Here is a 23,617-nt window from a genome sequence, read left to right on the forward strand (position 1 = left end):
TCCTGAAATCAGGCCTTTTCGGGCTGTCTTTGCGGATACTTGTCAATAGTTTTGATATTCGCAGTAATTATCAAAACTGCAACATTTTTTACAAAACTAAATTAACCAAATTTAAAAAACATTATTTTCTAGTGAATTCAGTTAATTATTTATAGGATATTATACTAACACAATGGTAGTGCTATAACCCCAAAGTTGATTGATGGTGGTTATAATTACTTATTACTTTGAGCGAGGAACTGACGTGGGGAAGCTTACCTCCTGGTTCAAGCGAAGACCAACTAATTTGAGTGACTCTGGACGAGGAGGAACGAATGAGAGCTTACCACCAGCACATCTGGCGCAGACGAGGCAGTTACTGAGCAAAATGAAAATTTTACCATCTAGGATGAGGGTCAATCGGGCAACTGGCGCTAGACCACTCTATCGCCGCTTTTGGTTTTGGGCAGGTTTGAGTATTGGTGGTGGGATAGCTGCCTCGATCTACGGCATTAGTTTAATAGATCGGACTTTGCCAGATCAGTCCGAGTTGAATGCTGTGTTTCGAGAGCAAACACTGACCATTAAAGCTGCTGATGGCAGCATATTACAACAACAAGGTGAAGCGACCAGAGAACAGCTAAAGCTAGAACAAATACCAGATAATTTAAAAAAAGCTTTCATCGCCTCAGAAGATAGAAGATTTAGGCAACACAACGGAGTCGATCCGCAAGGGATTGTCAGAGCGGGTTTGAATAATTTGCGATCGCAAGGTGTGGTAGAAGGTGGTAGCACCATCACCCAACAGCTAACGCGGATTCTCTTTTTGAAACAAGAGCAGACAATCTGGCGCAAACTCAAGGAAGTCCGCCTTTCCCAAAAAATGGAGCAAGAATTAACCAAAGATCAGATTTTAGAGCGTTACCTAAATCTGGTTTATTTGGGATCTGGAGCTTATGGTGTGGCAGATGCATCCTGGGTATATTTTAGTAAAACGCCAGATCAACTTTCTCTTGCAGAAATGGCTACGATTGCTGGATTAGCTCCTGCTCCTAGTTTGTACGCCCCCGACAAAAATCCCGAAGCGGCAAAACGGCGGCGGGACTTGGTATTGCTACGGATGCAAGAAGATAAAGTAATTACACCAGAGGAAAGGCAAGCAGCCATTCAGGAGCCATTAACCCTCAAAAGCAGTTTACCCAAACGAGTCCAAGTAGAATCACCCTACTTTACCAGCTACATCCAAAAAGAATTGCCCAAGTATGTTTCTCCTAATGTGCTAAAAAGTGGGGGTCTAGTAGTAGAAACTACGCTGAACCCGACTTGGCAGAAAGTTGCAGAAGAGGCGGTTGCCAAAACCCTGCGAAATCAAGGACGCTGGGAAAACTTTAAGCAAGCGGCAATGGTGGCTATAGACCCCCGAAATGGTGAAATTAAGGCAATGGTTGGGGGAAAAGACTTTGGTAAAAATCAGTTTAATCGAGTTACCCAGGCACAACGGCAGCCAGGATCGACATTTAAAGGGTTTGTATATGCCACTGCGATCGCAACCGGTAAAAGCCCCTACGATAGCTACGAGGATGCGCCCTTTGTCGTAGACGGCTATGAACCGAAAAACTATAGTGAAAACTTCCGGGGTTCAATGAACATCCGAGATGCCCTGACCCGCTCTGTTAATATTATTGCAGTCAAGGTGTTGATTGATGTGGGATTTACACCAACGATTAAACTTGCCCATGATATGGGGATAAAATCTGAACTCAAGCCCACCTACTCCTTGGCTCTTGGTTCAAATGAAGTCAATCTGCTAGAGTTGACCAGCGCTTATGGTAGTTTTGCTACTCAGGGATTGCACGTAGATCCTCATGGTATTACCCGCATCCTCAACCGCCAAGGCAAAGTTATCTGGTCAGCAAACTTCAAGTCAAAACGTGCCTTGGACGCTGACAGTGCCGCCATCATGACTTGGATGCTACGCAACGTCGTACAAGCGGGAACTGGTGGTGCTGCCCAATTAGATAATAGACAAGTTGCAGGCAAAACCGGCACCTCCGACGAAGCCCGCGATTTATGGTTTATTGGCTACATTCCTCAGATGGTGACAGGGGTATGGCTAGGTAACGATGACAACCGCCCCACTTATGGCAGTAGTAGTAGTGCTGCTTACACTTGGCACGAATTTATGGAAAAAGCGGTAGAGGGGATGCCTGTTGAAAAGTTTCCCAAACGACCCAAGTTAGACGGTCGCAAAGGCACTATCAAAGCCCAGTCCATCAAGCCCAAACAAATACTCAATCGTTCTATTGCCTCTAAAGATGATGACTCAGAAGGGGAAAGAGCGAGAAATTCTAATTCTGAGGAGAGTGGTTCATCTAGGAGACGTAGAAGAAGGAGAAGCTATTCTCAAGAAACACAGCAATCGAGCGATTATACCCCAAGACGGAGAAGGCGCGATCGCAGCGAATCAAGTTCTAGTAACTCCTCTTCAGAATCATTTACTCCACGGCGACGCTCTAGAAGAGTAGAATCTGATTCACCCCCACCTCGAAGAAGTCGGCGAGAGTCGTCTCCCGAAAATAGTTCTGGTTCTTCTGGTTCTTCATCGTCACAACCATCTTGGCGGGATAGACTTAGACCTTCTAACCAGTAATGAGAAGTGGGCATTGTTGATACTATGCACGACTTGGTAGGAGGCAGGGGGCAGGGAGCAGGGAAAACAAGGGGATTAGGTGACAAAAGGTGAGAAATTACAACAATTCTTTCTCCTTGTCCTCAAGTCGTCTGTAGTTAACCAGACTCAATCTCAGAAGTCAAAAGATAAAAACGCCCAGTTAAAAGCACTGCACCCATAAATAGCCCTAGCATTAAACCCAACCATAAACCTATAGCACCCCAGCCGAAAGTGAATGCCATCAGATAGCCCCCACCTAGACCTACTATCCAGTAAGCGAACATAGTAATTAACACTGGCACTTTGGTATCTTTCAAGCCGATTAAAGCACCAGCAGCAATAGTCTGAATAGAATAAAATATTTGGACTATTGCCCCGACAGCCAGGAAAGAACTTGCTGTTTTAACTATCTCGATATTATCTAAATTACTGGTGTCCAAATACATTGCCACAATATAGTTGGGAAACAGCCAAAAAATTAGTGCCACAATACTTACAAAAGGAGTAACAAGCGCAATGCAGACTAATCCGGCTGTGCTTGCACCCTTGAGATCGTTTTGTCCCCTCAACTGTCCTACTCTCATCGTGACGGCATAGGAAATACCTATAGATACTGTTTCGACAAAACTTTCTGTCTCGACGGTAATTTCATGTGCTGCTAACGTCTCTGTTCCAAACCATCCCATCATTAAAGCAATGGCAGTAAATACTCCAATTTCTGCTCCATACTGCAACCCCAAAAACCACCCAGTTTGGAAGATATCTATAAACATATCTTTATCGAACTGATGCAAAGCACAATCAAGCTGATAGTCTTTAAAGTAGTTATCAAAGCAAATCCAACTGGCGACAGCGATAAAATTTAGCCAAAAAATGAGTGTGCTTCCCCAACCGATACCGGCTAAACCAAGGGCTGGTAAACCAAATTTACCGAACATTAGCACGTAATTAGCAACCGCATTTAATAATAGTCCAGCTACCGTAATTACTGTTAAAAATTGGGGCCGATTGAGGGCAGAGCTAACTTCTTTTAAGATACAAAAACCGAGTGCGGCTGGAAAACCCCAAACAATAGACCGCAAATATGTTTGAGCTAATAATACATTGCTTTCTTCTTGACCAGTCAGCAGCAGGATATAGTCAAAGTGCCAAATGATAAACATTACAGGTAAGCACATCGTCACGGCTAACCAAATTCCTTGACCGGTAGCACGGCTCACTTGGTCTATCTTTCCTGCACCAAAAGCATTGGCGACACTTACACCCGCGGCTGAAAGAACAGAACGACAAACGGAAGCTAAGGTAGAAAAGGTAACAGCACCTAAAGCACCCGCAGCTAAAGCTTGGCTGTTAAGTAAGCCCATCATCACCCCATCCAATAAAGGAATGCCCGCTTCTAATATTTGAGTAATTATCAAAGGAACTGCTAATTGCAAGCAAGCTTGGACTTCTAATATCAGTTCTGACTTAAATTCTTTTGAGGTTAACTCCATTGGGGCGCTAAAAAAGCAATACTAAATACATTAAGATATATTAACGCCATAGGTGTAATCAACTCAAGCTATTAGCGATCGCCTCTGCAAAAATTGTGTTTTATAGCATGGGGCTGGGGACTGGGGACTGGGGACTGGGGATAAGGGGTAATGGGGACTGGGTGAAAAGCCTTTTTGTGTCTAAGTTTTATCGTCTGTTGATGTCCTAACCACCAAGGCTTGTGCTATAGAATCTACGATTATCCTTAAATCTTAAATATTCTTAATGCAATCTGCTAACAGAAATTTTTAAAATATTCAAAAATTATATTTACATAAAAAAGAATAATTTTAGTAAAATAAGATTCTACTAAAACTATTCTTTCTAAAAATGTTTTAGACAAATAGAACAGAAAAAAACTAATAATTAAGCTTTTAATTTACCTTTTGAGAATAGTGCTATCAAGATTTAGGTCGTTATGTGATGCGTTGCAATAGCGCAACCTCTTTGAGTAATAGAGTGTCGGAGCTAGCGTAAGAATTAGTAATTAGCTAAACAAATATCACTATGAGTTGTGAACTTTGAATTAAAAAATTGCTTGAATTCAACACTCACAACTCATAACTTTCTCAGATTATCGCGCTGGTAGTTGTGGGTGTGTGGTCGAGTACTTTGTCACTATGCCAGAAATTTCGGGGTTGTAAAGCCTGAGATAATTCCAGTAGTTGCCAAATACTTGCCGCACATAATTTTTAGTTTCATCAAAGGGAATTTGTTCAACAAACTCATCTGGATCTTTTGTAGTTAGAGTTTGCAACCATTTGGAAACATTGCCGGGGCCAGCATTGTAACTAGCGATCGCCAGCAAAGAGTTATTGTTATATTGATCGTGAGTATGACCCAAATACCATGTACCCAGCATGATATTATCGTTGGGATTTTCTAAGTTGATTGTTTTGAAATCCACCTTAATTTGTGGGGCGATCCATTTAGCTGTACTCGGCAACAGTTGCATTAAACCAGTAGCTTCAGCGACAGATTTGATTTTTGGTTCAAACCGTGATTCTTGACGCATCAAAGCAGTTACTAGCAAAGGATTAAGTTTACGGTCAATAGACCACTTTTCAATCTCTCGCTGATAAGGAAATGGATAACGTGCTTGCCAGTAGGTGATTTGTTTACTCAAAGTCTGATATTGGGCAAGTTCGGCTGGTATTTCTCGGTCTTCTAATTTAGAAATTTCATCAATTCCGATGAGATTTTCTCCTTTAGCCTGCCGCATCAACCCTTCAGTAAATTGCTCCGCTACCGTTGGCTGAATTTTGTTTTGAAATTCTGTTTGCCATTGTAACCAGGCATCGCGGTCTTGACCTAGCAGATACAATTCTTTGAAAGTTTCAGAACCAGCAGGTGGTAATGGACGCTGGGGTGCGATTACTTCCGGGTTCATGACGCGCACGTTGTCAAAGTTGCCGACATTTAGCCCCAACATTGTCGCAGCTCGCCATGCATAGTAAGAGTAGGGAAACTGGCTAACCACATATTCATAAGCCGTTTTAGATTCTTGCTGTTTCCCCAGTGCAGCCGCCCATTTACCTACCCAAAAGCCTGCTCTTGGAGCCAAAATACTATTGGGGTTATTAGTGACAATTGGTTCTGCCCATTGCCAAGCACCGACGTAATCTTTGGCATTGGCTTTATCTTGGGCGATTTTCCAACGGTATTCTGCGGCTTCGTCAGAGTTACCGTATTTACTTATGAGTAATTGCCACGCCGCGCTAGCTGACTTTTGATCCTTGAGAGTTTGGAGAGTTTTGGCTTTTTGTGCCAGTGCAGTAGCAGCTTGTTTGGGAAATTTACTAATTACCTGGTCAAGATAGGGTAAGCCGTCTTTAGGTGTTTTTGCGGTTTCTGCTAACCGCAGTAGTGCTGTCCCAGTTTCCTCGCTATTGGGAAATTGCTGCACTAATTGTTTATAGGTGGCGATCGCTTTTTCTTTATCTTTGCCTCCCACCTGTAAGCCGCGTGCAGTCCGGTAGAGGTTGCGCGATGTTTTGGGTGCTTTGGTGTAAGCATTGGCCGCTTTGAGAAATTGACTATTTTCCCAATAGCTAGTACCAATGAGTTCCCAATCTTCGGGTTTGAGGGTAGTCTGTTTTGCTAGCTGATCCAAAACGCCCACTATCCCTGGTTGATCGTAGGCATACTTAGCCAAAATCAATTGTAATTGTGGCTGATTGGGATTTTCTTGCAAGCGTTTGCGGATAATTTCCCAAGTTAAAGGATTGGAAGGAAATTGAGCGATCGCAGTTTCTTGTTGCTTCGGTTGAGCAATTAGATATAGCGCTTTGACTGCGGCCGGTTCTTTGGGATACTCTTTCAGCACCCTTTGCCTGAGATCCGAGGCTTTACCGTCCTCGCCCAGCATATCTTCTGCCTGAGCTTGTTTGAGCAAAATGTAGGGTGCGAGGAGCGGATAGTCTTTCTCTAGTCCTTGAAGTAAAACCAGAGCTTTTTGCCCTTGGGTTCTTTCAATATAATCACTCGCCAAAAGATAACGAGCGCGATTCCGATCGGGCGATCGCGATTCGGCAGCGATCGTTGCTAGTTTTGCCGCCCGTTCTGGCAGCGATTGCGATATCAGCCCAAAGACGGCCGATTGGGCAACACTACCGTCCGATTTTTGCTCTGTTTGATTCTGACTTAGTTTGAGCCATTTCCCCAGAGACTTGCCAATCTGAGGTGCTGATACCATTGCCCCAGCTAAAAAGGCAAAGAGTGCTGCACCTGCAATTATCGAAATTTGCTTTTTCTGTAGTTTCTTCAGCATGAATACCCGCTGAAAAGTTTCGGTGAATTTCTTGAAACTCTAACACTCCTAACCATCAGTGTTACCAATTTTTAATTTGAGATTTTTAATTTTATGTAGAAAAATCCTAATCTTCAATCCTTCAGTTGGTAGTATTGAGTAATTACCACATATTAGATATTACTACATCTATCTTGGGTATATCTTAAAATATGGGGATTCGACTTCTACTGATTTGGTACGACTGAATTCCCTTACCTTGTAAGAAGCTGACACGACAGTGCAAATCTGAAAATCTTCTCTCGATAAATAAATTACGTCGCCACCACTTGGGTATTTTCCAGTTTTGTCGGGTGTGTTATCGCCTCAGCCTAACCCACCGTCAGAAATTTTCGTGCGTTATGGACTTTAGTTTTAACGCACCCTAGCAAACTAAAGCTAATGTAGAGCAGGTTTTTAAATTTGCGCCTACACCGTTGCCGAAACAGTCAAAGGAATGGAGCAGAGTTTATTAGTATACATTAATACTTAACAAATATTCTCTAAATCCCCATCGATCGCATTCTGAATTTTGACTTCTGACTTCTGACTTCTCATTTAAGTTTTTCGTGAGCAGCCAAAATAATTTTTTCGGTTTCTTCCCAGCTAATACATTTGTCAGTTACAGAAACACCATATTTTAATTCTTCTTGTTTCCCAGTAATCGGTTGACTACCTTCATACAAATGCGATTCCAGCATCATGCCAACAATTGATGTATTGCCATCCACTATTTGCTGAATAATATTTTCTAAGACCGCACCTTGTAATTTGTAATCTTTATTGGTATTACCGTGGCTACAGTCAATAACAATTCTCGGTGGTAAATTTGCCTGTTTTAATTTCTCTTCTACCAGTTTGACATTTGCTAGATCGAAGTTGGGTTGACTACCACCTCTTAAAATTACGTGACCGTAGCCATTACCTTTAGTTTTAAAGACGCTGACCTGACCGTTTTGATTAATTCCCAGAAAATTATGCGGGTTTCCGGCAGATTGTAGGGCATTCAAAGCTACTTGAATATTGCCATCAGTACCATTTTTAAAACCTACAGGCATCGAAAGTCCACTGGCCATTTCGCGGTGAGTTTGTGATTCAGTTGTGCGTGCGCCAATGGCAGACCATGTAATCAGTTCGCTGATATATTGAGGGATGATTGGATCTAGCGCTTCTGTGCCAGCAGGTAATCCCAACTCTGTAATTTTTAATAGTAGCTCCCGTGCAATTAATAAACCTTTCTCTACATGAAAAGAATCATCCATATCTGGATCGTTAATTAACCCTTTCCAGCCTACAGTTGTTCTGGGTTTTTCAAAATACACTCGCATAATTAGTAGCAAGTTATCCTTGACTCGCTCGGCCAATATTTTTAATCTCTCAGAATATTCGAGCGCTGCTTTCGGGTCATGGATTGAGCATGGGCCAACTACTATAAATTTCCGACGATCCTTAAAATCCAGGATATCTTCTATTTCCTGTCTATATGCTAAAACTCTTTGTTCGGCTAATTGTGTTAAAGGTAATTTTGACTTTATTTCATTGGGAGTTAATAAAATGCGATCGTTCTCAATGTTAGCGTTATCGATATTACTATTAAAGAATTTGTTGTGCATGGGGGATGCTTTGGCAATTCTATAGACGCACTTCAACTCAAAAGTGTAACACAAACCAATGAAATTTTAAAATAGCTTATTTTTTACTTGACAAATTTCTAATTAGACTGTACATGAGTAAGATTATAACTAAAAAAGGGGAAAACATTTCCCCTTTTCTTTTTTATTGGACTACTGACTTAGTAGTAGTGTATATCATTACTGCCATACAAACACTTTAGCTTCGTATGGTCCCAAGTCAATTACGATGCCATCTTCACCAGATTCGACATCATAATTGCCTGTCCACTCGTGCCATGTCCCAGCGCTAGGAAAGTTAGGAACTTGATAGCCTCCTAGAAAATTTTCTGAGAAATTTGCAATTACGACTAAACGAGAACCTTCATCATTCCAACGAGTATAAGCTAATACTTTTGCTTCCGGATTTTCGTGGATAAAATCGATATTTTCTGTGTAGAGAGCGTGATTGCTTTTACGCAGGTTGGTTAAGCCTTTGTATGATTCAAATAAACCACGATTTAAATCGTTACCTAACAGCGTCCAATCAATTTTGGATGATTCAGGTTGTTTAGGTTTATACTCGCCAAATTCTTCTCCCATCCAAATCAAAGGCACACCAACAGCAGTCATTAGGATGGCTACTCCTAATTTGACCCGGCGAAATGCTTCTTCGTCAAAAATCTCACGGTTTCCCAGTTCAACCATGACATGATTATGGTCGTGGTTAGTGAGATAATTTACTACATTGGTAGCACCCAAAAAGCCTTGGCGCTTGCAGTCAATCACATCTTTGAGACGCTCTAAATCACACGTATCACCGCAAATGTGTTCTAGAATGCAATGATAAAAACTATCATGCCAGCAACCATCCATCGGCCCATCTACATTGGTAATGCTGGTAGTTTCAGGAATGTGTTCGGCAACATTATAAAAAGGCTTCATGCTAGCAGTGTTTTTGGCTTCCTGAACAATCCAGTGCATGAAGTCGTAGTTAGCAATTTGCCGCGCCGCATCATAGCGAATACCATCAAGATGATATTCTCCAATCCAAAAACGAATTGTATCACCAATAAATTTCCAGGCTGGTTTAATATCTAATTTTTCATCATAATGTTCGTAATTAAACTCAGGCCCCCAATTATTATCAGGGTCACGAGGTTCGTGATGATACCAGTAATCGTGGTCAATTTGTGTTAAAGGAGCAGATGCTTCTGAGTGGTTATAAATACCGTCAATAATTACACGAATACCTCTACCATGACACTCATCAATCAAATTTTTTAACTCAGCAGTAGAACCATAACTTGATTCTGTTGCAAAGAAGTGACGAGGGTTATAACCCCAACTATAATCACCAGGATATTCTTTAAGTGGCATCAACTCAATAGCATTGACTCCTAGTTCGCACAAATAGTCTAACTTTTCAACTACGTGTTTGTACTTGCCTCGTGCATAAGGGTCGTCCTCGCCACCAGAAAAGTCACCGACATGCAATTCATAAATTACTAATTCGTGGTCAGCAGGTAAAGGTTTGTCATCATGTTGCCAAACATAAGTATTGGTAATTCTTTGCCCATCTTTGATCCGGACAATACCATCATCATTTCCACTTTGTTCATCTATATCAGTTGCATAAGGATCTGTAACATCAACCCATTGCTCTGGTTCAAAAAACCATGAATTTGATTGAACGCGGAATTTATATTTGTAAACGCCGTCTTCTAGTTCAACACTTGTACGAAAATAACCATCATCACCTTTTTCCATTGGAATTTCTTGCCAATCAGAAAAAGAACCAATTAATGCTGCTCCTTTGTTATAAGGTGCAAATAAATTAAATTCAATTGGCTTTGCCATAGAAGTATTTATAATATCAAGGGGTGATAAAAGTATTCTCTAATACTAATTTAATTTACAAATCGTTCTAGAGAAATAATTAGCTCCGCAGTGCTTCTATCTTCAGGAATATTTTATGATTTTTTTATAATAATTAACAATATGGTTTTTGATTTTTGGCTGTTTCCAGTATTTATTCCTTTGCTAAAATCTAGATTTACTATACGTAGTAAATCTCGTTTATAAAAATAAGATGTTTTTAACACTATTACATATACAGCAGTTTTTTTTATATGAATGTAGTACAAAGTTACGGGTTTGAAGACAGAAGGTAGAGGTAAAAACTGTTTATATCTGATTTATAATTATAATTTTTGTAACTTCTTGATTTACAAATTACTGTAAATATAAAAAAATCATTAAATAAAACCAATTGTTTTTCTGAGATTAAAATATAGCAGATATATTTGGTAAAAATTAGGATGTTTTTTACCAAACATCTACTGCAAAATTACTCTTTTTTGTTATTAGCTTGTTGTAAATAACTTAATAACCAATTTGCTGCCGTAGCTCTGCGAGTTTGCCGAGGCCCAAATTCTCCAATTTTGTAACCTTTGAAACCCAGTTTTTCTTTTAGCATTTGTTTATTTTCAGCAGGAATGGAACGAGTCAACTTGACAGTTGCTGGGCGAGATGCAATGAAATCTGGTGGTTGTGGGTACTCATTATGCCATTCTGGTGCAACTTGCTTAGTATCCCATTGTGCAATTGAGGAGTCATAGCGATAGCCTAAATAATGCCATAGCAACTGATTGACTGTGGCATCATCAAGTTTATCGTCAAGAATTGCCCAAATTGTTTCTGTATTAAGTGGTGGTAGGTTAGACATAAACAATTCAAAATTTCAAGTGGAATAACTGACTACTGTTTAAATTACAGCAGTTTTCAGGTATTTAGACTAGGACTTAAATTAGGAGTAGGTTAGTTTAATTACTTGAAAAGTGCTAGAAATATATAAAAACTAGTAGGTATTAAGAAAGATTGGAATTAATTTCGCGAGTTGGAGTTAAAAACAGATTGTGTATACACAAAGTAGGTAGACTGGAAATCGTAAAGATTAGACCAGTCTATGCAGAATTCTACAGCACTGCCAAAGATTATCCGCGCCCATGTATTCATTTCTGGGCGAGTCCAAGGAGTGGGTTATCGCTATTCCACTGTCGATACAGCTAGGCAATTGGGATTAACCGGTTGGGTGCGGAATCTCCCCGATAATCGAGTAGAGGCAGTTTTTGAAGGGGTACGAGAGGTTGTAGATAATATGGTTCGCTGGTGTCACTCCGGGCCACCTGCTGCTGTAGTTAAAGATGTTGTGGTTGAATATGAGGAACCGGAAGGGTTACGGGGATTTGAAGTGAAACGAGTTGAGTAAATAAGCTAGTGTAGAAGGGTTTGTAGTAAGCACTTCAGTGCTGAAAAATAAGAACTAAAGTCCTTACTACGAGCTTGTTTACCAATCAATTTAAACTTGACAGACCGCTATACCGCCTGTGAAAAATTTTGATTACAATGCAGGTGTCCACTAGGCGGCGTGCTGTCTATCCACGTAAATCTAGAAGATACTCAATGAGTAATCAATTAAAAGACTACAATCCTAGCGGCGTAGGTGAAATAAATGGCAACCTCTTAGGTTTGCCCTGCGATTATGAGTCTGCAAACTTGATTGTTTTTGGTGTGCCGTGGGAAGTCACTGTTTCCTATGGTGCTGGCACTGCTAATGGCCCACAGCGAATTCTAGATGCTTCGACTCAATTAGATTTATTCGATTTCGATCACCCTGATGGTTGGAAGCAGGGAATTTTTATGGAAGAAATTCCCCAAGATATTTTAGAGAAGAACACATACTATCGCGCTTTGGCAGCCAAAATTATCGGGCGATTAGCCGAAGGTAAACAACTTTCAGATACACCAGATTTAACATCTGTCCTCACAGAAATTAATCAGGCTGGTCAACGGGTTAATCAATGGCTGTTTGAAAATTGTCAGGCAGCGATTAATAATGGAAAGCGAGTTGCAGTCATAGGTGGAGATCACAGTTCGCCTTTAGGTTATTTTCAAGCATTAGCAGCTAAATATCCAAACTATGGCATTTTGCACATTGATGCCCACGCAGATTTACGCGATGCTTATGAGGGATTTGAGTTTTCCCATGCGTCAATTATGTTTAATGCGATGAAAATACCGCAAATTACTAAGTTAGTGCAGGTAGGTTTGCGTGATATTAGTCATGATGAAGTGCAAATGATTGACCAATCTGATAGTCGCATTATTGCTTATTACGATCCCGCTATTAAGCAAAAGCTTTACTCTGGCACAACTTGGATTGATTTATGCCGAGAAATTATCAGTCATTTACCTGAGTATGTTTATATTAGCTTTGATGTCGATGGCTTAGATCCAAAGCTATGTCCGAGTACGGGTACTCCTGTTCCAGGTGGGTTGGAATTAGAGCAAACTTTTTGTTTGTTCCGAGAATTGGTCAATAGTGGAAGAAAAATTATTGGCTTTGATATCTGCGAAGTTGGTGATGCGGAATGGGATGGTAATGTGGGAGCGCGGGTAGTTTACAAGCTGGCAAATTTGATGGATTTATCAAACATAACTCAGGAGTCATGAGTCAGAATTTAGAATTAATTCTGTCGGCTGGCGGATGAATAAGAGGGTTTAAAATCCCCACTAAATCATTCGTGTAACGTCTATGAAAGAGAAGATTTAGTGGTTTACAATCAGTGGCGGGTCTGTAGTAAGATCCCGCAGGGTATCCATCATATCGTGTCCGGTTAAAGACTTATCATTTAGAGGGCAGGGGAGCAGGGAGAAAGAGGGTTTCCTGATTTTTGCACAGATGTGGTAATTATAACTAATTAGGCGGACATGATATCACTGATTGTTCTGACTCCTGAATTCTTCTTAAAGCAGAATTTCTACAAGGAACAAACAATCAGTACATCAGCGTCTGTCTCTATATCTGTTTCCAAATATAGATACTAAAGTAGTTCCAGATAGTGAATTTATGGAATTATATACTTTATTGTCTATTAGTAGCTGAATACTATTTATTTGTTCTATTTTACTATGAAAATCATGGGGAAAAACTACTTTAACACTAATCAAGGGCGAATTTTTACTGCTTTGATTTTGACTGGAATTTTGTCTGTTGCTAGCGGTTTAACACTTGTAAAAGGTGCTACGGGGGCTTCTCTTAATTTATCGCTAGAAACAAGCAATGAAGTTCTCAAAGACAATATTAAACCAAGCCGTTTGCCACGTCCAGTAGCTAATGCGGTACTGCGCGATTTAGCCCGCAGGCAGGGAATTTTTACTAGACAATTGCAAATTATTGACTACAATCAACAGACTTGGCGCAATGGTTGCTTGGAACTGCCTCAAGCTGATGAATTCTGTACCCAAGCCTTAGTTCCTGGTTGGCGGGTTGTGGTATCTAATGGCAAACAAAACTGGGTTTATCATACCAATAATAATGGGCGATCGCTACGTTTAGCTTCAGCAAATACTCCCTCAGAAAATCTGCCAAATAAATTACCCACATCTGTAAAAAATGCGGTTTTACAAGCCACATCAAGACGTTTGCAACAGCCAATTTCTCAGTTAACCATTATTGAGGCTCAACAGCAAACTTGGAGAGATAGCTGTTTAGAATTAGCTAATCCTGATGAATTCTGTACCCAAGCTTTGGTATCAGGCTGGCGGGTGGTTGTCGGCGGAGTCGGTCAAACTTTGGTTTATCATACTAATCAAACAGGTTCCGCACTCAGACTGAATCAAAAGGCTAACGAAACTACACTGGGGCCTGTGCAAATTCCAGCTAGTGAGTTACCACCACCCTTAGATCGAGATATAGTATTTCGCCAAATCTCCAGTGGGGGTTTTGCTGGCAGAACCTATGAGACTGTTTTACTCAAAGATGGGCGACTGATTCGCGTGCGGATTGGTGATGCTAATGATTCTGAACGTAGTGTTCGCCGCGTTTCTGTGCAACAGGTACAACAATTTGTGCGATCGCTAGAACGTTCTCAGTTTAGTAAATTTCGGAATTTGAGTTACCCAGCCCCCAGTGGTGCTGCTGATTACATCACTTACACCCTCACCAGCCAAGAAGGTACGGTTCAATACAACGATATTTCTCAAAATAACCTGCCAAAGAATTTACAGATAGCAGTCAAAGCCTGGAATCAAATTGTCGCCAGCGCACAATCATAAACTTCATTGATGAAATTGAAGAATAAGAAAGTGGCAAGAACCTAGCTACAGAGTCGCCATTCTCTTATAGAGTGACGAGTTGCAAATTTCCTAAATGCTGGCGATCGCGCTATTTTGAAAAATCAATTTTCAAGATAGCGAAACTAATGAAAAGTGTTCGCGCAATACAATTCGGTTAAAAAGGAAAGGGAAAAGGGGAATAAAAAACCTTTAACCGCAAACCCATTCCCCTTTTCCCCAAAACCTATTGTGAGTTCAAAATGCTTATCCGAACCGTATTGGCTGTTCACGGCAATATTTGGTTGAAATACTTAATCTAATTCGCCGTTTTGGAAAATACCACATAGGATTAAAATTAAACATGAAGCCAACTGTTAACGATAAGCTACTCAAACATCAATATTATATAAAATTGTCAATCCCCCAAAAGAAGTATATTAAAAATATTAATCGAGCTTATTTAATTTAAATTGGGTAAGCAAGTTTGTAGTAAGGACTAAAGTGCTTATTATAAAACCTCTTGCACTAGCTTAGACATTGAACTAGTACAGCACAACGGAAATCTAGCTACTATTTCAATTAACTAGATAAGTTGCTGTGAACAACTTATTAAATGTAGGCAAATTTCTGCCACAGCGAACTAGTCGGTTTTGCTCAACTATACTCGATTGAGGTGAAAAAATAGTACGCTTAATCAAGTAATATAAACTTAGTAAAAAAATGAGTAATAGTAAAATCTATAAATTTTGGAAAAACAGGCTTGTAGATTAATCAAACATTAATTACATGGAACAAGTCATTACTTTAATGCCAGATGCTTTGTTAGTAACCAGTAATTCAGGAAAAATAAAAAAAGTAAATCATGCTGCTCAAGAATTATTTGGTTTTTAAGAAGAAGAATTAATCAATCAACCGATATCATTAATCATTGATGAAGATCAATTTTTAATTAAAACTATTTGTCAACATTCTTATTTAAAGCGTCATGCCCAAAATCTAGAAGTAGTTTGTCGAACCAAAACTAGAGAGAAACTGTTGATTGCTTTTTCTTGCTCAGTGATTCCCAAAAAAACAGAAGGACTAGAAGATATTGTCTATATTGGTCGGGATATTACTGCTTGGCAACGTCGAGAACAGCGTATAAGTGCCCAGTATTCTATTACTCGCATATTATCAGAATCACAAAGCATAAAGCAGGGGATTCCCCAAATTTTGCAGTCGATTTGTCAAAACTTGGGATGGGATTTAGGCGAACTTTGGACACCAAGCCAATATATTGGCACTTCCCTACAAGGAGATAGTCTTAATGCAGTACTAAGGTGTGTAGAAATTTGGTCAAGTCGATTAGTTTCTGTCCGGGAGTTTAAAGCAATCACTTGGCAAACTACTTATACACCTGGGGTTGGCTTACCTGGTCGAATTTGGATCAGACGTTTACCTTTGTGGATTAAAGATATCACAGTAGATGGAGATCAAAGGCGATCGCTACTGGCTGCGGAGGCTGGATTGCACGCAGCTTTTGGTTTTCCCATTTTAGACGATAGTGAAATCTTAGGAGTGATGGTTTTCTTTAGTCGGGAGTTACTACCAAAAGATAAAGACCTACTGCAAATGATGGGTTCTATTGGTAGCCAAATTGCCCAATTTATTAAACGCAAACAAGCAGAAGATGCTCTTGTAGAAAGTGAAGAGCGATATCGAGATTTATTTGAAAATGCTAATGACTTGATTCAATGTGTCAATCCATCTGGTCGTTTTTTGTATGTCAATCGTGCATGGCGAGAAACTTTGGGATATAGCGAAGCTGAAATTGCGAATATGAGTGTTTTTGATATTATACATCCAGAGTTTAAACAAGGCTGTTTGCAAAGATTTTATCGCGTGCTATCAGGAGAAAACCTTGGGCAAGTAACAGCTATATTCGTTACTAAAGACGGTCAAACAATTTTTCTAGAAGGTAATATTAATTGCAAATTTGTTGAAGGTCATCCAGTTGCGATTCGCGGCATTTTTCGCAATGTAAGCCAGCGAGTAGCAGCAGAAGAAGCACTTCGTTATCAGCAAAAAGAAACCGAACGTTTATTGCTGAATATTTTGCCAGTCGCAATTTCTAGAGAAGTGAAAGAACAACCAGCTAAAATTGCCGAAGACTTTGCTGATGTCACAGTTTTATTTGCAGATATCATTGGCTTCACCGAAATTGCTACTTCTATGAGTGCAATTCAACTGCTGAACCTACTCAACCCAATTTTCTCAGTTTTCGATCGCCTCACCGAACGATATAGTTTAGAAAGAATCAGAACCATTAACGATGCTTATGTGGTAGTTGGTGGCTTACCTACACGCCGCCAAGATCGCGCTCAAGCGATCGCTCTGATGGCACTGGATATGCAAACTGCGATCGCTCTATTTAATACTGAGAATAACCAAAATTTCAGCACCCGTATCGGCATCCATAGCGGTTCGGTAGTAGGGAAAGTCATTGATGTGAATAAGTTTACTTATGAACTCTATAAAGACACAGTAAACATCGCTCGCTCTATGGAATCCCAAGGTATTGCTGGTCAAATCCAAGTTACAAAAAATACTTATAAGTGCTTATGTAATGAATTTGTATTTGAAAAACGAGGCGAAATTGAAGTTAAAGACAAAGGGAAGATGACAACTTATTTGTTGATTGGACGCAAGGGATGAGGGTATTGGGCATTGGGCATTGGGTATGGGGTAAGGGGAAAAGGGTAAGGGGAAAAGGGGAAAGATTAAATTTATTCCTTTTCCCTTTAACCTTTAACCTTTTCCCCTGCCCCCCTGCCTCCCCTGCCTCCTGCCCCCTGCTCCCTCCTCCTTGCCTCTTCCCTTAGTGAGTATTCGGAATCAGCCGTCCACAGGGATAAGTTGCTGTTGGCTGTGAAGCATTTTCAGCAACTGCTGTTGGAACTCGATCTGATGGTTGGGTTTTGGCTGCTAGATAATCTTTTTGCAGTTTATCTAAAATCGCTTCTCGCCTGTCGTATATACGCTTCAGGGGACGAGGCTGGCATTTGTTTAACACATACGCACTCACCAGTGGTAGAGCGATCGTGCTATCGGTATAACAAACGATTGTGTTAGGTAACTCATCCGGGTCAATTTTACCCCAGCTGACAGCTTCCGATGGGGTCGCGCCAGATAAACCGCCTGTATCTGGACGTGCATCGGTAAACTGCACAAAATAATCGTGTCCTCGTTCTTCTAACCCCAGAACTTCGTGAAGTTGTGGTTGAGTTTGCAGCAAAAAGTTTTTAGGACTACCGCCACCAAGAATTACAGCCGCACTTTTACCTCCTGATTCACGGGCATTATATGCGATCGCTGCTGTCTCATTCACGTCAATTGATGGATCTATTACCAACTGCGAACCTTCCAATGCTAAAGCCGCGACGTTCATCCCAATTGAGCTATCTCCAGGAGAAGACGTATAAATCGGTACACCGTATTCATAAGCTGTAGCTAGCAAGCAGGAATGCTGCACACCCAATTGCTTTTCTACTTCTCGGACATATTTACCTAGTAAATGGTGAAATTCAGCCGTTCCCATCCGCTTTTGGAATGCTTCTCCTTGGAGAATCTTGCGGATGAACGCATCAGTTTCTAGCAGCACATCGTAACCGAAAATAATGTCATAAATGCGGATCGTGCCTTCTTGGCGAAGTTTCACATCATCCAAAAACGGATTACCAGCAAAGAGTTCAAAACCCAAACCATAATGCATATCGTGATAAAGATTTGCACCAGTGCTAATCATCCAGTCAATAAAGCCGTTGCGAATCAAAGGTGCAAGCGCTGAAACCCCAAATCCTGCTGGCGTCATCGCACCGGAAAGGCTAACTCCCACCGTGACACCTTCCGTTAGGACATCGCGACTCAGTAGTTGGCAGATTTCTCGCAACCGCGCTGAGTTGTAAGCGGTGAAGTATCGATCGATCAAATCCACCACACTGATATTATTTGATATAGGTGTGGGTGCAATTTTTTGACCCAGCTGTTTAGACATTTTGGCACTCCCGAACAGTAAACACGCCGAATCTAAATGTTATCTAGCTTTCAGCCAAAGTGACAGCAATACTTTTTGATCGCTAGCTTGAAAAAGTAAGTGAGGAGTAGGAGAAGAAAACTTTTTCAGCCCTTTTGGGATTTTCCGATGATTACAGGCATATTTAGTCACATTGCTGCGAAATCGCACCATAGTTTGACTAAGACTGGGTTGTAATTCAGTGTGTGCGATCGCTTTTTCGGTTTTGGAATGGTGATGCCTTAATAAACATTAGTTGCAAAGAATTAACAATTAGTATTTTTTCTTTAATAATTATCTTAAATCTTTTAACTATCTGCTTAACTGTCTTAACTGTCTTTTAATTCTTTAATTTTTGATTTAACTATTTGCTTAACTGTCTTAAATGTCTTCTAATTCTTCAATTTTTGATTTAACTATTTGCTTAATGGCTTGAATCTAGGGATTGCTTTTTATTTACAACTATGAAAAATTATGAGAGCACCAAGATTCAGTATTAAAAATTTATTTGCCAAAAACTTCAAATAAAACGTACATAGCTCGTTATTTAGATTATGAGCATCTTAATATTATCGCTTTGAAACGAACCACCACGAGCAAACCAAATGTGGCGATCTAGCTGGGTGGCGATCATACTTGTGAGAATGGCACTAACAAAAAGGCGAAAGGTTAGTGTCACCTCGTTCCCAGTCTTCAGACTAGGAATGTATTTCAAGAGGGCTACTGCCTCTGGTCAAGCCACTGGAGGCGGAGCCTCCGAGAATGGGTTTAGAGCCTCCAGGCTCTTAACCAGTTAGGGCAAAGCTTATAGCTTTAGTGCCATTCATATTTGTCAACTGCAACAATGCTCAGATCCGCCACGAAATAAAGATAGAAGAAGACTCCAGAGGAGGTTTAGCGCAGATCATGCAACCCTTTGAACTGCCAGAATTTTACACGCCTTGGCCCGCACGGCTGAACCCAAACCTGGAAGCGGCACGAGTCCATTCCAAAGCGTGGGCTTACGAGATGGGGATACTTGGCTCAGAAGAGGAAGCCCAAAGCTCGGTTATCTGGGACGAGCGCACATTCGATGCTCACGACTACGCCTTGCTTTGCTCGTATACCCATCCAGATGCGCCGGGAACGGAGCTTGATTTAGTAACCGACTGGTATGTTTGGGTATTCTTCTTCGACGATCACTTCCTGGAAATCTATAAGCGCACCCAAGACATGGCTGGGGCAAAGGAGTATCTTGACCGACTGCCAGCGTTTATGCCAGTGCATCCCACTGATACCCCTTCCGTTCCGACCAACCCAGTAGAGCGCGGCTTGGCTGACCTGTGGTCTCGCACCGCCTTTACTAAATCTGTGGACTGGCGACTTCGATTCTTCGAGAGTACCAAGAACCTTCTAGAAGAGTCTCTGTGGGAACTCGCCAATATCAACCAAGATCGGGTCGCCAACCCCATCGAATACATTGAGATGCGCCGCAAAGTTGGTGGCGCTCCGTGGTCAGCGGATCTCGTTGAACACGCCGTGTTTATCGAAATTCCGCCCCAAATCGCCTCGACTCGGCCAATGCGTATCCTCAAAGATACATTTGCTGATGGAGTGCATCTTCGCAACGATCTATTTTCTTATCAGAGAGAAGTGGAGGATGAAGGCGAGAATGCCAACTGCGTGTTGGTCTTGGAGCGCTTTTTAAATGTCAGTACCCAGGAGGCGGCTAACCTTACCAACGAACTGTTAACTTCGCGGTTATACCAGTTTGATAACACTGCCGTTACTGAGTTGCCTCCCCTGTTTGAGGAGTACGGACTAGATCCAGTGGCTCGTGTGAATGTTCTCCTTTACATCAAAGGACTCCAGGACTGGCAATCGGGCGGTCACGAGTGGCACATGCGATCGAGCCGTTACATGAACAAAGGAGGAAACAATTCTTCGACATCCACACTTCTAGGGGGACCAACAGGGCTAGGCACATCGGCTGCGCGGATTGAATCGCTATACGCCGCCTTGGGTTTGGGAAGGTTCAAGAGCTTCACTCACGTTCCATACCAGGCTGTCGGGCCAGTAACACTGCCGAAGTTTTATATGCCCTTCACTACAAGCTTGAATCCCCATCTGAATGCTGCGCGGAAGCATTCCAAGGAATGGGCGCGTCAGATGGGGATGCTGGAATCACTACCTGGGATTCCTGATGCCGTCATCTGGGATGACCACAAGTTTGATGTTGCCGATGTAGCCCTATGCGGTGCGTTGATCCATCCGAATGGATCTGGTCACGAGCTGAATCTGACCGCGTGCTGGCTGGTTTGGGGAACCTATGCCGACGATTACTTCCCGGCACTCTACGGGAATAACCGCAACATGGCTGGTGCGAAAGTGTTCAATGCCCGATTGTCAGCGTTTATGCCTCTGGATGACTCCACTCCAACCGAGGTTCCGACCAATCCGGTAGAAGCCGGCTTGGCAGATATTTGGTCTCGCACCGCTGGCCCTATGTCCATAAACGCGCGGACTCAGTTTCGCCGCGCAATCCAGGATATGACTGACAGCTGGGTGTGGGAACTCGCCAACCAGATCCAAAATCGGATTCCCGACCCGATAGATTATATTGAGATGCGTCGTAAGACCTTTGGCTCGGATCTGACCATGAGTCTGTCCCGACTAGCTCAGGGCAGCGAGATCCCGCAAGAGATTTACCGCACCCGAACAATGCGATCGCTCGATAATTCCGCCGCCGACTTCGCCTGTTTTACCAACGATATCTTCTCGTATCAGAAAGAAATCGAATTCGAGGGTGAAATCCATAACTGCGTGTTGGTCGTTCAGAATTTCCTCAATTGCGGTAAACCACAGGCTGTTGAAGTTGTCAATAATCTGATGACCGCTCGGGCGCTCCAGTTTCAACTGATCGTCGCTACCGAACTGCCAGTTCTTTTCGATGATTTCGACCTGGATGCAAGTACCCGCGAAAAACTGCTCGGATACGTCAAGAAACTAGAGCAGTGGATGTGCGGCGTACTCAAATGGCATATAACGGTAGACCGCTATAAGGAATTTGAATTGCGTAGTACGTTAGCAGGGCGACTACTTAGCGGGCCCAGAGGGCTGGGTACTTCAGCTAGGCGTATTGGCTCGGTGAAGGGAGTTTAAGGTCATTACTCGGTCAATGAAGTTAGGTTTTCTTGTTGGTGAGTTGGTTCAAGGTCATACCATTTTGGATTTTAGATTTTAGATTTTGGATTGTGAAACATCCATTGGATAAGTGTTTCAGTTTTCCATCTGTCGCAATCATTTTTCAAATTGGTGTCAGTGTGCGATCGCGTGAGATCAATTTTTTTAGTAACTAAAAAGTGGAGGATTAAGTTGTGACGTATTCTAACGATCCCAATTTGAATGTAGAAGATCAGCAGCCCCTGTTAACTTTAAGTACAGCAGCGGCGCGTAATTTGGCGACAACGGCCAAATCTGCACCGCAGACTCAGGAAATTACATCTCGGTGGTTGTTGAAGTTGTTACCGTGGGTGCAGACAAAAGGTGGCGCTTATCGAGTCAACCGTCGGTTGAGTTATTCCGTGGGTGATGGACGGGTGACTTTCACCAACACTGGAGCTGCGGTGCAGGTGATTCCCCTGGAACTGACTGAGTTGCCCTTGCTGCGAGGGTTTAACAACCTTGACGTATTGACCGCGTTGGCAAACCAGTTTGAGCAGCAGGAGTACGCCCCAGATGATGTAATTGTTGAACTTGGCCAACCTGCCGATCGCGTGATTCTGATTGCTCGTGGCAAGGTAAACAAGATTGGTGTTGGCAAGTATGGCGAGCAGATCGTGTACGATGTGCTCGCTGACGGCGACCATTTCGGCGATGAAACTGTGGTGCAATCCGAGGATACTTGGCAGTACACCCTCAAGGCGATTACTAGAACCATCGTTTTGTCACTGCCCCAAGCGGCGTTTGAGAGGGCGATCGCTCAGTCTGAGGCGTTAGGAACCCATGTTGAACAGTTCCGCACCCGCCTAAACCAGCCACAGACTCCCCAAGGTGAAGCCGCTATTGAACTGGCAGCCGATCATCCCCAAGAGGCTGAGTTACCGGGAACTTTCGCCGATTACGAACTCACACCCAGAGAATATGAGTTGAGCATTGCTCAAACGGTGTTGCGAGTAAGTACGCGGGTAGCCGATCTGTACAACGAACCATACAACCAGACCGAAGAACAACTGCGGCTGACTATTGAGGCATTGCGGGAACGTCAAGAACACGAGTTGCTCAACAACCGCGAATTCGGGTTGCTGCACAACGCCGATCTCAAACAGCGTATCTACAGCAGTAGCGGCGCACCTACTCCCGATGACCTTGACGAACTGTTGGCGACGGTATGGAAGGAGCCGGGATTCTTCCTGGCTCACCCCCGCACGATCGCTGCCTTCGGTCGTGAGGCCAACCGCCTGGGTCTTTATCCACAAAGCGTAGATGTGAACGGCGTTCAGGTCACATCTTGGCGTGGCGTACCCATCTTTCCTTCCAACAAGATCCCCATCACCAATAACCGCACCAGTTCTATCCTTTTGCTCCGCACTGGTGTAGAAAAACAAGGGGTAATCGGCTTACATCAAACTGGTATCCCCGATGAATACCAACCCAGCTTGTCTGTTCGATTCATGGGCATCAGCGAAAAGGCGATCATCTCCTACCTCGTCACCGCTTACTACTCCGCAGCCGTCCTAACTCCTGATGCACTTGGCATCCTCGAAGATGTTGAAATCGGGCGCTAAATATCAGGAGTGAATAGGTACTAAGAAAAGCCCAAAAGCTTGTGTACCCTCGTTCCCAGCCTGGAGGCTGGGAATGTATTCAAAAGAGGTTCTACCTCT

15 protein-coding genes are annotated in these 23,617 nt (G+C 42.3%); 8 read left to right on the top strand and 7 right to left on the bottom strand.

Features of this window, described 5'->3' with window-relative positions; genetic code table 11:
• The first annotated feature begins 244 nt into the window (after positions 1 to 244).
• The gene (locus tag RMY32_RS32270) at positions 245 to 2,629 is read left to right on the top strand and encodes a penicillin-binding protein 1A (protein ID WP_322709992.1); all 2,385 of its coding nucleotides are present in this window, start codon (positions 245 to 247) and stop codon (positions 2,627 to 2,629) included.
• 137 nt (positions 2,630 to 2,766) lie between these two features.
• On the opposite strand, the gene RMY32_RS32275 is transcribed toward RMY32_RS32270, so the two are convergent.
• The 5 genes from RMY32_RS32275 to RMY32_RS32295 form a co-directional block, all read right to left on the bottom strand.
• Complete coding sequence (locus RMY32_RS32275) at positions 2,767 to 4,143, bottom strand: MATE family efflux transporter (protein ID WP_322709966.1); 1,377 nt, start codon at positions 4,141 to 4,143, stop codon at positions 2,767 to 2,769.
• Between the two features lie 614 nt (positions 4,144 to 4,757).
• On the bottom strand, positions 4,758 to 6,953 hold the full coding sequence (locus tag RMY32_RS32280; RefSeq protein WP_322709967.1) for a transglycosylase SLT domain-containing protein: 2,196 nt from the start codon (positions 6,951 to 6,953) through the stop codon (positions 4,758 to 4,760).
• 572 nt (positions 6,954 to 7,525) lie between these two features.
• Complete coding sequence (locus RMY32_RS32285; RefSeq protein ID WP_322709968.1) at positions 7,526 to 8,584, bottom strand: 3-deoxy-7-phosphoheptulonate synthase; 1,059 nt, start codon at positions 8,582 to 8,584, stop codon at positions 7,526 to 7,528.
• Positions 8,585 to 8,782: 198 nt separating this feature from the next.
• Positions 8,783 to 10,441, bottom strand: coding sequence for an alpha-amylase family glycosyl hydrolase (locus RMY32_RS32290; protein WP_322709969.1), 1,659 nt, complete (start codon positions 10,439 to 10,441; stop codon positions 8,783 to 8,785).
• A gap of 490 nt (positions 10,442 to 10,931) precedes the next feature.
• Entirely contained in the window at positions 10,932 to 11,309 is a 378-nt protein-coding gene (locus RMY32_RS32295) for a DUF1823 family protein (RefSeq protein WP_322709971.1), read from the bottom strand.
• A gap of 240 nt (positions 11,310 to 11,549) precedes the next feature.
• On the opposite strand from RMY32_RS32295, the gene RMY32_RS32300 reads away from it, so the two are divergent.
• The 5 genes from RMY32_RS32300 to RMY32_RS32320 all read left to right on the top strand — a co-directional run bounded on the left by RMY32_RS32300 (position 11,550) and on the right by RMY32_RS32320 (position 17,395).
• On the top strand, positions 11,550 to 11,852 hold the full coding sequence (locus tag RMY32_RS32300; protein ID WP_322709972.1) for an acylphosphatase: 303 nt from the start codon (positions 11,550 to 11,552) through the stop codon (positions 11,850 to 11,852).
• A gap of 194 nt (positions 11,853 to 12,046) precedes the next feature.
• Complete coding sequence (gene speB / locus RMY32_RS32305) at positions 12,047 to 13,096, top strand: agmatinase SpeB (protein ID WP_322709973.1); 1,050 nt, start codon at positions 12,047 to 12,049, stop codon at positions 13,094 to 13,096.
• A 459-nt stretch (positions 13,097 to 13,555) separates the two neighbouring features.
• The gene (locus RMY32_RS32310; RefSeq protein ID WP_322709975.1) at positions 13,556 to 14,701 is read left to right on the top strand and encodes a hypothetical protein; all 1,146 of its coding nucleotides are present in this window, start codon (positions 13,556 to 13,558) and stop codon (positions 14,699 to 14,701) included.
• A 786-nt stretch (positions 14,702 to 15,487) separates the two neighbouring features.
• The gene (locus tag RMY32_RS32315; RefSeq protein ID WP_322709977.1) at positions 15,488 to 15,592 is read left to right on the top strand and encodes a PAS domain-containing protein; all 105 of its coding nucleotides are present in this window, start codon (positions 15,488 to 15,490) and stop codon (positions 15,590 to 15,592) included.
• A 12-nt stretch (positions 15,593 to 15,604) separates the two neighbouring features.
• Positions 15,605 to 17,395 carry an adenylate/guanylate cyclase domain-containing protein gene (locus RMY32_RS32320; protein ID WP_322709993.1) on the top strand — a complete coding sequence of 597 codons (1,791 nt, stop codon included), beginning with the start codon at positions 15,605 to 15,607 and terminating at the stop codon, positions 17,393 to 17,395.
• A gap of 163 nt (positions 17,396 to 17,558) precedes the next feature.
• Here the strand turns inward: RMY32_RS32320 and RMY32_RS32325 are convergent, their stop codons facing one another.
• Both RMY32_RS32325 and RMY32_RS32330 read right to left on the bottom strand, forming a co-directional pair.
• Positions 17,559 to 18,734, bottom strand: coding sequence for a homospermidine biosynthesis protein (locus RMY32_RS32325; RefSeq protein WP_322709978.1), 1,176 nt, complete (start codon positions 18,732 to 18,734; stop codon positions 17,559 to 17,561).
• Positions 18,735 to 19,299: 565 nt separating this feature from the next.
• Complete coding sequence (locus tag RMY32_RS32330; RefSeq protein ID WP_322709979.1) at positions 19,300 to 19,467, bottom strand: hypothetical protein; 168 nt, start codon at positions 19,465 to 19,467, stop codon at positions 19,300 to 19,302.
• Between the two features lie 191 nt (positions 19,468 to 19,658).
• On the opposite strand from RMY32_RS32330, the gene RMY32_RS32335 reads away from it, so the two are divergent.
• Both RMY32_RS32335 and RMY32_RS32340 read left to right on the top strand, forming a co-directional pair.
• A complete protein-coding gene (locus RMY32_RS32335; protein ID WP_322709980.1) occupies positions 19,659 to 21,893 on the top strand; it encodes a family 2 encapsulin nanocompartment cargo protein terpene cyclase in 2,235 nt (744 codons plus the stop codon).
• Between the two features lie 215 nt (positions 21,894 to 22,108).
• Positions 22,109 to 23,518, top strand: coding sequence for a family 2B encapsulin nanocompartment shell protein (locus RMY32_RS32340; protein WP_322709981.1), 1,410 nt, complete (start codon positions 22,109 to 22,111; stop codon positions 23,516 to 23,518).
• The last annotated feature ends 99 nt before the right edge of the window (positions 23,519 to 23,617 follow it).

This window comes from Nostoc sp. ChiSLP03a, assembly GCF_034531215.2.
In the GTDB taxonomy this organism is placed as follows: domain Bacteria; phylum Cyanobacteriota; class Cyanobacteriia; order Cyanobacteriales; family Nostocaceae; genus Nostoc.

Excerpts from the sequence above, each read along its gene's own strand:
- RMY32_RS32275 (WP_322709966.1), bottom strand. The coding sequence starts at position 4,143 with ATGGAGTTAACCTCAAAAGAATTTAAGTCAGAACTGATATTAGAAGTC.
- RMY32_RS32280 (WP_322709967.1), bottom strand. The coding sequence starts at position 6,953 with ATGCTGAAGAAACTACAGAAAAAGCAAATTTCGATAATTGCAGGTGCA.
- RMY32_RS32285 (WP_322709968.1), bottom strand. The coding sequence starts at position 8,584 with ATGCACAACAAATTCTTTAATAGTAATATCGATAACGCTAACATTGAG.
- RMY32_RS32290 (WP_322709969.1), bottom strand. The coding sequence starts at position 10,441 with ATGGCAAAGCCAATTGAATTTAATTTATTTGCACCTTATAACAAAGGA.
- RMY32_RS32295 (WP_322709971.1), bottom strand. The coding sequence starts at position 11,309 with ATGTCTAACCTACCACCACTTAATACAGAAACAATTTGGGCAATTCTT.
- RMY32_RS32300 (WP_322709972.1), top strand. The coding sequence starts at position 11,550 with ATGCAGAATTCTACAGCACTGCCAAAGATTATCCGCGCCCATGTATTC.
- speB (WP_322709973.1), top strand. The coding sequence starts at position 12,047 with ATGAGTAATCAATTAAAAGACTACAATCCTAGCGGCGTAGGTGAAATA.
- RMY32_RS32310 (WP_322709975.1), top strand. The coding sequence starts at position 13,556 with ATGAAAATCATGGGGAAAAACTACTTTAACACTAATCAAGGGCGAATT.
- RMY32_RS32315 (WP_322709977.1), top strand. The coding sequence starts at position 15,488 with ATGGAACAAGTCATTACTTTAATGCCAGATGCTTTGTTAGTAACCAGT.
- RMY32_RS32325 (WP_322709978.1), bottom strand. The coding sequence starts at position 18,734 with ATGTCTAAACAGCTGGGTCAAAAAATTGCACCCACACCTATATCAAAT.
- RMY32_RS32335 (WP_322709980.1), top strand. The coding sequence starts at position 19,659 with ATGCAACCCTTTGAACTGCCAGAATTTTACACGCCTTGGCCCGCACGG.